Annotated in this window: 8 protein-coding genes and 1 pseudogene; 4 read left to right on the forward strand and 5 right to left on the reverse strand. The window is 64.5% G+C overall.

Annotated features, from left to right (window positions below):
- A pseudogene (locus I6U14_RS02485) lies at nt 1–210 on the forward strand (hypothetical protein); the annotation flags it as partial.
- 268 nt (nt 211–478) lie between these two features.
- Nucleotides 479–1,372: a penicillin-insensitive murein endopeptidase gene (gene mepA / locus I6U14_RS02490; RefSeq protein ID WP_296896621.1), complete on the forward strand. Its 894-nt coding sequence runs from the start codon at nt 479–481 to the stop codon at nt 1,370–1,372.
- A 6-nt stretch (nt 1,373–1,378) separates the two neighbouring features.
- On the opposite strand, the gene soeC is transcribed toward mepA, so the two are convergent.
- From soeC to soeA, 4 genes are all read right to left on the reverse strand, one after another.
- Nucleotides 1,379–2,359, reverse strand: a complete 981-nt coding sequence (soeC, locus tag I6U14_RS02495) for a sulfite dehydrogenase subunit SoeC (RefSeq protein WP_296896623.1) — start codon at nt 2,357–2,359, stop codon at nt 1,379–1,381.
- A 123-nt stretch (nt 2,360–2,482) separates the two neighbouring features.
- A complete protein-coding gene (gene soeB / locus I6U14_RS02500) occupies nt 2,483–3,205 on the reverse strand; it encodes a sulfite dehydrogenase subunit SoeB (RefSeq protein ID WP_296896625.1) in 723 nt (240 codons plus the stop codon).
- Nucleotides 3,206–3,346: 141 nt separating this feature from the next.
- A complete protein-coding gene (locus I6U14_RS02505; RefSeq protein WP_296896627.1) occupies nt 3,347–3,730 on the reverse strand; it encodes a four helix bundle protein in 384 nt (127 codons plus the stop codon).
- Nucleotides 3,731–3,788: 58 nt separating this feature from the next.
- Complete coding sequence (gene soeA / locus I6U14_RS02510; protein ID WP_296896628.1) at nt 3,789–6,695, reverse strand: sulfite dehydrogenase subunit SoeA; 2,907 nt, start codon at nt 6,693–6,695, stop codon at nt 3,789–3,791.
- Between the two features lie 490 nt (nt 6,696–7,185).
- Here soeA and dusA point away from each other — a divergent pair, with 490 nt between their 5' ends.
- A complete protein-coding gene (gene dusA / locus I6U14_RS02515; RefSeq protein WP_296896630.1) occupies nt 7,186–8,169 on the forward strand; it encodes a tRNA dihydrouridine(20/20a) synthase DusA in 984 nt (327 codons plus the stop codon).
- A gap of 13 nt (nt 8,170–8,182) precedes the next feature.
- A complete protein-coding gene (locus I6U14_RS02520; protein WP_296896632.1) occupies nt 8,183–8,362 on the forward strand; it encodes a hypothetical protein in 180 nt (59 codons plus the stop codon).
- A 237-nt stretch (nt 8,363–8,599) separates the two neighbouring features.
- On the opposite strand, the gene I6U14_RS02525 is transcribed toward I6U14_RS02520, so the two are convergent.
- A partial coding sequence (locus I6U14_RS02525) for a glycosyl hydrolase family 57 (protein ID WP_296896634.1) occupies nt 8,600–9,568 on the reverse strand: 969 nt, incomplete at its 5' end.

A 9,568-nucleotide genomic window follows, 5' to 3' on the forward strand; every position in this document is an offset into this window, starting at 1 on the left:
TGCGCCTTCCTCATCGCCGTGCCGGCGGACAATCCAACCCTGATCGCCGTCGGTAACACGCTCGGTATTTCCGAGCCGCAGGCAAAGCCCGTGCTCGTGAGCAGTGCCGTGGCCGTGGCAGGCTTTGTTGCGAGTCTGTTCGTCGTGTTCATCATGCGCGGGGCACTGATCGCAAAGCGCGCCAGCAAGAAGCGGAAGAAGGCCGCCTGAGCCTGAGGGTACAGGGCCACCGCACACATCGGGGCCGGACGCCCGAGGAGCACTCACCACGGCTCCAACGCCACGGACGGCGTGACCTCAATCTCCCGCCCGCGCGCCTACGCGGGCGCCCACTCGCTGACTGCCAAGCGCCCGCTGGTCCGCCCAAATGTCTAACATCGGGCCCGCGGCTCTTGATAGCGCCCCCTAACCGCTGCTTTGGGCTAACATGCGCTTTGTCGTGTACAAATGCGCTGCAGCATCCTGGGGGAATCCAATCATGCCGTCTGTTCAACAACGCGCGTACCTGGCACTGCCGCATCTGTGCCACCGCCCGGGCCTAGGGGCTTTGGGCCTTGCTCTGCTCGCGTCGACCGCCACGCTGCCAGCCGCGGGCGCCGACACACCCTGGTCACGCATCCAGCACGTCTCGCTCGGCGCGCCGGCGGCCATCGGTGGCCCGAGCAATGGCTGCATCGACGGTGCAGAGACGCTGCCATCCACCGGCACCGGCTTCGTCAGCATCCGCCGCCACCGCAACCGCTACTACGGCCACCCGGAGACCATTCGGCTAATCCAAGACCTCGGTCGCCAGATGCACGCCCGCAACGGTCGCTACATCATGATCGGCGACCTCGCCCAACCGCGCGGTGGGCGCATGAGCTCCTCCCATGTGAGCCACCAGAACGGGCTCGACGTGGATATCTGGCTGGCCCTAGCGGACTCGCCGGCGGAGGCCGTCCGCTCCACGCCGGAGCACCGAGACCCGCCGACGATGCTCACACCCAAGAAGCTCAGTCTCAACGAGCGCTTCGGCCCGGACCAGCTGTTCCTCATCAAATCCGCCGCCCAGGACCCGGCCGTCGACCGCATCCTGGTCAACCCCGGCATCAAGCGCGCCCTGTGCAGGCAGGAGGACAACGCCAAGTGGCTCAGGAAGCTCCGCCCCTGGTGGGGTCACGACGCCCACATGCATGTCCGCCTCAAGTGCCCGCCCGGCAGCCCCCATTGCCGGCAGCAGGCCCCTGTGCCTATGGGCAGTGGCTGCGGGTCTGAACTGGCATGGTGGTTCAGTCTGGAGGCGCGCACGCCGAGCAGCACGTCTTCGTCCAACACGCCCAAGCCACGGCCACAGCCGCCGGCGCAGTGTCAGGTGCTGCTGCGGGCGTCGTAGCCGGAATCACGCAACACTCTGGTAGTAAAGGTTCTGCGGGTGGTTGGCTTCGGCGAAGAAGTACCAGCGCTCCGCCACCAGACCTAGGTACTGGATCACGAAGGCGGCGATGGGCAGCGTCGGTGACTCCAGCACGTAGGACACGCCAATGAGCAGCAGCGGCAAGGGAAACACCAGCACAAGAAAGCCAATCCGCACCAGCCGCAAGAACTCGGGGCTTTGGTGATGGAAGAACTCCCGGGTGTTGAACGAGCCAGCCGTGAAACCCTGAGACTTCTGCACGATCTTGCGGTGCCGCACGCCTATGGCCGTCTGCAGCGTGCTCTTGTGCTTGAGCGTCGCATTGCGAATGAGCGAAGCGATGCGCGTGCCCAGCCCGAGCAGCGTGAAGATCACCGCCCAGGTGCCATAGAAGCCCACCAAATGATTGCCCAGATAGGCGGAATAGGCGGCGGCGAGCATGAAGCCTGACGCCATGCCAAGGAATGTGAAGTTGCCGATCGTGTAGGGCGAATGCCATTCCTCCAGAAACTTGACGCTCGCGTAAATCATCCCGGTACAGACGAAAAGCGCAAAAGCCACGATGACGCCAGCAAAGCCGAGCACCATGGTGGCGTCGATAGGCAGTGCCCCGTCTCCCGCCACGAACCAGGGCTGGGTCCAGCCGAGATAGTGGAACAAGCCGTAGAAAAACACGACGCCCATCATCATGGGCAGCACGATGACCTCTCGCGATAGCCAGGATGTGCGCCACATGGACGCCGCCCGCCAGGCCCGCTCGGGTCGGCCGAGATGGAAGAACGAGGCCCCGAGTCCCGCAATAAGCAGACCTAGGGATAGGGCACTGCCAACGGCGTAGAAGCTCGCGCCCTGGGCATCGATGAGCTTGATGCTGGCGTATAGCTGCCCGGTGAAGAGAGCCAGAAATAGACCCTGACCGGCACCAATGAGCGTGGTCAGGAAGATGACAGAGAAGGCGGGATGCATAGTATTAGTTTCGAGTAGCGTGTTGCGAGTATCGAGGGAGAGCGTTGGCGCGCGAGTGACGAGTAACGAGCCCGCAGGCGCTTGGACACAGCGCCTCGCTGCTCGCCACTCGAAACTCGATACTCACCAGGTGACGTCGTCCAAGGTTTCCTCACCGGTATAAACAGTGATGTCTTCCTTGGTCAGCGGATTGTCGGCACGCTGCAGCTCGTCTTCATTGATGTGCATGCGCGTCTTCTGCCGCGGCAGATAATGATTGGCGGGCTTGGTGCCCCATTCAGGCATCAGCGCGTAGCCACCGCGCTCGCGGATAGCAACGGAAACTTCGGAGTCCGGGTCGTGCACGTCGCCGAAGAGCCGGGCATTCGTCGGGCAGGCCAGTACACAGGCAGGCTGGCGCTCTTTCTCCGGCAGGGACTGATCGGTGATGCGGTCGATGCAGAGTGTGCACTTTTTCATCACCTGCTGCTGCTCGTCCAGCTCGCGGACGCCATAGGGGCAGGCCCAGGAGCAATACTTGCACCCGATGCACTTGTCGTAGTCCACCAGCACGACGCCGTTGTCCTCACGCTTGTAGCTCGCCCCGGTGGGGCAGACAGGCACACACGGCGGCTCCTCGCAATGCAGGCAGGACTTCGGAAAATGCACCGTCTCCGTGGCCGGATAGCTGCCGACCTCGAAGGTTTGCACCCGATTGAAGAACGTCCCCGTGGGGTCCGCGCCATAGGGATTTTCATCCACCATGGGCCCGGCCCAGCCGGAGGTGTTCCACTGCTTGCAGGAGGTCACGCAGGCATGGCAGCCGACGCAGACGTTGAGGTCGATTACTAGGGCGAGTTGGGTCATGGCTCTACTGGTATCGGGAAACTGAGAATGCGGTTGGGGAGAGTACGAAGTACGGAGTACGGAGTACGAAGTATGAAGGGCCGCGGTTGGGGACCGCCGAACCTCATCACTTGATGCCGATGAATTTGACAGCCAGGTCGCTCATATCTGGACATTGGGTTGCTGCTCATCGACTGTGGCATGCATGCGGCCAATCATGCGACTGATTTCGACGCAATCCTGCACAAGCCGGGCAAATGTAGGCGAGTCGATGTAGCTCAGGTCCAGCGCGACGTAGAGCTGGCTTCGGACCTCCGCGGCAGAGCCACGCGCAATCGACAGGAAGCGCTTGAACTCGGTACGACTATAACGCTCGTGACCTTCAGCGCAGTTTGACATGATCGAGATAGCAGCTCGACGGACCTGATCCCGCAAAGCGAAGTCACGTCGAAAGCCCCCAACGTCGCTGAGCCGATAAATCTCCGCGGTCAGCGCGCGGGCCTTTTTCCACGCGAGCCAATCTTCAAAGCGCCGTACACCTGCCATAGGCCTCCACCCCGAGAGTGGCCGTCGTACTCCGTACTCCGTACTCCGTACTTCTCAACTACTTTCTCCCAAACACCCCGGCCACATAGGTCTGCCAGCGCGCGCGCGGCCGGACGTCCTGGCCGGGTAGGGTCTTCATGGGCGCAAACTGGGGCTCGGTGATCTGGCCCTCTTGCGGGCCCTCGGCCTTATAGATTCGCACCCGCAGGTCGAACCAAGCCGCCTGGCCGGTAATGGGGTCGGAGTTGGAGAAGTGGTTTCCGGCTCCGCCGTTAGGCAGCTCCTCCCCAATCAGGTGGTTCAGCAGAAAGCCTTTCTTGGACTCATCGGCTTTCGGATCGAGCGCCCAGGCTCCGGCGGCCTTGCCGATGGCGTTCCATGTCCAGACCGTGCCGGGCTCCACGGCTTCGGAGTAGCGGCACATGCACTTCACCCGGCCCAGATGGGATTCCGCCCAGATCCAGTCCCCGTCTTCGATGCCCTGGGCGATGGCAAGCTTGGGGTTTACGAACAGATAGTTGTGGCTGTGGATCTGCCTGAGCCACGCGTTCTGGCTGTCCCAGCTGTGGTACATGGCCATGGGCCGCTGGGTCAGCGCCGTCAGCGGGAAGCGCGTCTTGTCCACCAGTTGGCCTTCCAGCGGCTCGTAATGGAAGGGCAGCGGATCGAAGAAGGTCTCGATGCGCTCGCGTAGGTGGTCGGGGGGCTGGCGCCCGGGCCACTTGCCTTGCGCGGCGGCACGGAAGCGCTGCAACACCTCCGAGTAGATGTGCAGCATGATGGGCTCTGCCCAGCGCGTCAGCGCATGCGCCCGGGCCCAATGCAGGTAGCCCTTGTTCCAGTTGCGCATGTACTGATAGCTGCGCGGCAGCTCGTGGTGGAAGACGCAGCCGTTGGCGGCGTATTGCTCCCACTGCCGCGGGTTGGGCTCGCCCTTGAGGTACTTCTCGCCGAATTTGCCGCGCCAGCCTGCCAGGAAGCCAATGCCGGAGCCCGGCGAGGTCTCGTAGTTGACGATGAAGTCCGGATAATTGCGGTACTTGGGGCTTCCGTCCTGTTTGGTGAAGGCCGGCAGCTTGAGGCGCCCACCGAGCTCGATGAGCACGTCCTGGAACGGACGACACTCGCCCTTGGGCGGCAGCACCGGCAGGCGCACGGCGTCCACGGGCCCGTCGAACTCCGAGATGGGCCGGTCCAGCATCGAGAGCACGTCGTGGCGCTCCAGATAGGTGGTGTCCGGCAGCACCAGATCGGCGAAGGCGACGGTCTCGGATGAAAAGGTGTCGCACACCACGAGGAAGGGGATCTTGTACTCACCGTTCTCGTCGGTGTCGGTGAGCATGTGCCGCGCCGCGGTGGTGTTCATCGACGAGTTCCAGGCCATGTTGGCCATGAACAGAAACAGCGTGTCGATGGGATAGGGGTCGCCGCGCCAGGCGTTGGTGATGACGTTGTGCATCAGGCCGTGGGCCGCGAGCGGATACTCCCAGCTGAAGGCCTTGTCGATGCGCACCGGCTTGCCGTCGTCGTCGACGAAGAGGTCCTCGGGGCGAGCGGGCCAGCCCAGCGGCAGACCCTCCAGCGGCGCCTCGGGCTGCACGGCATCCGGGTGATTCGGCGGCTTCGGGCAGGGCGGAATGGGCTTCGGGAATGGTGCGCGGTGGCGAAAGCCGCCGGGGCGGTCGATGGTACCGAGCACCGTCATCAGGATGCTTAAGGACCGAATGGTCTGGAAGCCATTGGAATGCGCCGCGAGCCCGCGCATCGAGTGGAAGGCCACCGGGTTGCCGGTGACGGTCTCGTGCTCCTTGTCCCAGCAGTCGGTCCAGCGGATGGGCAGCTCGATTTTGTGGTCGCGCGCGGTCACGCCCATCTCGTGGGCAAGGCGGCGGATCGTATCTGCGGGGATGCCGGTGATGTTCTCGGCCCACTCCGGCGTATAGGGCTCCACCCGCTCCTTCAGCAGCTGGAAGGACGGCTTCACCGGCGTGCCGTCCGGCAGCTCGTAGCTGCCCATCAGGCGCGGGTCGCCGCCCTCCGTGTGTGTCAACACCGGACCGTTCTTGTTGCGGTCCCACCAGAGCTTGTTCTGCGGGTCCGTGCAGCCCTCGACGATCTCCGCGTCCGGGTCCCGATAGAACATGCCGTGGTCGTCGCGGCTCGGGTCGTCGATGACCAGCTCCGGCGCATTGGTGTACTGCACCAGGAACTCGCGGTCGAATAGGCCGAGCTTCAGGATCTCGTGGATCAGCGCCAGGAAGAGCGCGCCGTCGGTGCCGGGCTTGATGGGTACCCATTCGTCGGCAATGGCCGAGTAGCCGGTCCGGATGGGGTTGATGGAGACAAAGCGCCCCCCGCGGCGCTTGAACTTGCTGATCTGGATCTTGAGCGGGTTGGAGTGATGGTCCTCGGCGGTGCCGATCATCACGAACAGCTTGGCCCGCTCCAGGTCCGGCCCGCCGAACTCCCAGAACGACCCGCCGATGGTGTAGATCATGCCCGTGGCCATGTTCACGGAGCAGAAGCCGCCGTGGGCGGCGTAGTTCGGCGTGCCGAACTGCTTGGCGAACATGCCGGTCAGGGCCTGCATCTGGTCTCGGCCGGTGAAGAGCGCGAACTTCTTGGGGTCTTCGGCGCGGAGCCGACCGAGGCGCTCGGTTAGCAGGTCCATGGCCTGGTCCCACGAGATCTCCTCGAACTCCGAGTCGCCGCGCTTGGCGCCCTTCTTACGCAGCAGCGGCTTGGTCAGCCGCGCCGGCGACACTTGCTTCATGATGCCCGAGCTGCCCTTCGCGCAGATCACACCCTCGTTCAGCGGGTGGTTCGGGTTGCCTTCGATGTAGCGCACCTGGCCGTCGCGCAGGTGGACGCGAATCCCGCAGCGGCAGGCGCACATGTAGCAGGTGGTCTCTTTGACCTCCGTGTGGCCTTCGACTTTGTCGGGATGAACTGCGGGATCTTTCATAACGGCTTCCGGGCTGCGGTGGGTGTGGAGCGCTCTGTTTAGGGGGCGGTCTTCTTGAGTGTTCTCGTCTTGGGCGGCCGGTCAAGCGGGCGGTTGCGCCAAGACCTTGGGGCTTTCGCACCTGATGGACGACCGTCCGCTAGCGGGTGTACTGCTCGCGAGCGCGCCGGCGAGCCCCCTGCACCCGACCCAATATACAGAATCGGAACATTCTAATGTTCCGCGCGCAAGGTTACGAAGCCTGGCGCCGCATTCAAGGATATGGATCACGGGGTTTTACACCGCGTATCCACGCACTAGCCGGGTGACGACTCGTGGCAAAGCCTTGGTGTCTCGGGGAGACCACCCCCAACAGGCCCAGCGCTCAGCCTTAAGCGTTGAGGCTCAAGCGCCGGCCGCCAGCCCCCAAGAGAAGCGTTGCGGCGGAAGACTGGACGAAAATAAGACCGGCCCCAATGCTGAAGTGACAGCCACAGACCACCGCAGCCTCATGACCGACAGCGCAGTGCACCCAACGCGCCGCCGCCTGTCCGTCGCCCCGATGATGGACTGGACGGACCGCCATTACCGCTACTTCGCGCGGCTCCTAACCCGGCACACCTTGCTCTACACCGAGATGGTCACCACGGGCGCGCTGATCCACGGCGAGACTGCCCGCTTCCTCCGCCACGAACCGGCCGAACACCCGGTGGCGCTGCAGCTCGGCGGCGCCGACCCGGTCGATATGGCCTACTGCGCGCGGCTTGGGCAAGATGCCGGCTTCTGCGAGATCAATATCAACGTCGGCTGCCCGTCGGACCGCGTGCAGAACGGACGCTTCGGCGCCTGCTTGATGGCGGAGCCCGGCGTGGTGGCGGACTGCGTCGCTGCCATGAAGGCCGCAGTGACTGTGCCGGTGACGGTCAAGACGCGCATTGGCATCGACGAGCGCGACAGCTATGAAGAACTGGCCGCCTTCACAGACGCCATCGCCAGCGCCGGCTGCGATGCCCTCATCGTCCACGCCCGAAAGGCTTGGCTCCAGGGCCTCAGCCCGCGCGAGAACCGAGACGTGCCACCCCTGCGCTACGACATGGTGATACGTCTGAAGCAGGATTTCCCTGGGTTGCCGATGGTCATCAACGGTGGCATACAGACGCTGGAGCAGGCCGTAGGCTTCCTGGACCGACTCGACGGCACCATGATCGGCCGCGCCGCTTACCAGACCCCTTGGCTGTTGGCGGACGCTGACCGCTTGATCTTCTCAGACCCAAGGCCACCGCCAAGCCCGCACGAGGTGCTGGACGCCTTCGTGCCCTATGTGGAGCGTGAGCTCGCCGCCGGCGTGCCGCTCAACAGCATCACCCGCCACATCCTCGGCCTCTTCCAGGGCCGCCCCGGCGCCCGTCGTTGGCGGCGCCACCTGAGTGAGCAGGCGCACCGCCCCGGCGCCGGTGTCGAAGTGCTGCTGGACGCGGCGGCCATGGTGCACTGAAAGTGCTGAGCCCATGAATCGGGCCGAGCACATCTCCCGCATCGACGCGCTGCTCGAAGAGAAGCTGCGCTCGCTCAGGCAGTTGCAGGCGGCGCTGACCGTCCGGTGCAAGGCTCGCGACTGCCTACCCATTCCGGCATCGATGGTAATCAGCAGCGACCGGGTCCGGCTCATACAACGTAGTGATCCGTGACGGATCGCGCTTCGTCGAACAGCTCCCGCAGGTCGATCAGATCACAACCTCGTTGCGCTGGTCGGCTCCGCGGAACGGGTATCCGCAGCGCGCTGCCGCCTCAGCGCCATGGGAGCGGCATCCCTGCCGCGACGGGCTTGTGGTCGCGCTCTGGAAGTCGTCGCGGCCGGAGACCGCTCCCAGAGGCATCGCGGTGTCGCGGCCGGAGGCCGCTCGCACAGAGTGCGCGAAGGCAGCTCAGCCGAAATCGTAGTTGACGATGTCCATGACGCGGCGGCAGATCTCGCGGCCGTAGTCGGTCCACAGGCCCTGGCCCCAGTAGCGGTAGCAGCTGGTCTGGCTGGCCATCAGGTGGTACAGCGCGTTGCGGTAGCGCGGGTCGTCGGTGGGCGTGCCGGGCTTCAGTACCTTCTCATTGAACAGGGCGCTGGCCTCTTCCATGGGGCCGATGACGTTCTCGTAGCCCTTCACCCAAGACAAATCATTGGTCCAGCTGCCGCCGTCCATGTGGAACTGGTGGTCTTCCTTCTTCAGCGCCTCGATGACCTGCTCCAGCTTTTCCGGGCCGTCGCCGGGCTGCATGCGCTCCCAGATCTTGCCCTGCTGCACCGGGCGGATCTCGGTGAGGTCGGATTCCTTGATGCCGAGGGCGAACAGGTGCTCGATGTACTCGCTGCCGTTCATCAGCGGCGTGTCGGTGCCGGAGGCGGCGCGCACCGCCTCCATGAACTTGTCCGGGAACTCGTTCATCATGACGCCGCCGTTCTCGCCGTCGGCGATCTGGGTCACCAGCGGCGGGACCTGTTTGCCGGCGAGCTCCCAACGCTCGAGCCCCTGGGCCTCGTACCAGGGCTGCATCTGGGCCACGAGCTTGGTGTCGGAGCCCTGGGTCTTCACCAGGGCGATGATGCTCACCGTCTCGCCCTCGGAGTTGGTGCAGGTGAGCCGGTGCGGCAGGTGCGGGCGCTGGGGGTGCCAGCCGTTGTCGGTCTGCTCGACGCTGTGCTCCTGCACCAGCACCCATTGGTAGCCGCACTCCTTGAGCGTATTGACGAACTCATAGGCCACGTCCGGGTGGTTCGGCAGCGCCATCTCCGACGGCGAGAAGCCGCGCAGCCGCTCCAGCGCATCCATGCCGAAGATGGCGGCGAAGTGGTGCTGGAAGGCCTGCACATGCAGCCGGTAGTCCTGCACCGGCGTGGACGG

Origin of the sequence: Thiohalocapsa sp. (genome assembly GCF_019695415.1) — a bacterium.
GTDB lineage: Bacteria > Pseudomonadota > Gammaproteobacteria > Chromatiales > Chromatiaceae > Thiohalocapsa.

Excerpts from the sequence above, each read along its gene's own strand:
- dusA (WP_296896630.1), top strand. The coding sequence starts at position 7,186 with ATGACCGACAGCGCAGTGCACCCAACGCGCCGCCGCCTGTCCGTCGCC.
- I6U14_RS02520 (WP_296896632.1), top strand. The coding sequence starts at position 8,183 with ATGAATCGGGCCGAGCACATCTCCCGCATCGACGCGCTGCTCGAAGAG.
- soeC (WP_296896623.1), bottom strand. The coding sequence starts at position 2,359 with ATGCATCCCGCCTTCTCTGTCATCTTCCTGACCACGCTCATTGGTGCC.
- mepA (WP_296896621.1), top strand. The coding sequence starts at position 479 with ATGCCGTCTGTTCAACAACGCGCGTACCTGGCACTGCCGCATCTGTGC.
- soeB (WP_296896625.1), bottom strand. The coding sequence starts at position 3,205 with ATGACCCAACTCGCCCTAGTAATCGACCTCAACGTCTGCGTCGGCTGC.
- soeA (WP_296896628.1), bottom strand. The coding sequence starts at position 6,695 with ATGAAAGATCCCGCAGTTCATCCCGACAAAGTCGAAGGCCACACGGAG.
- I6U14_RS02505 (WP_296896627.1), bottom strand. The coding sequence starts at position 3,730 with ATGGCAGGTGTACGGCGCTTTGAAGATTGGCTCGCGTGGAAAAAGGCC.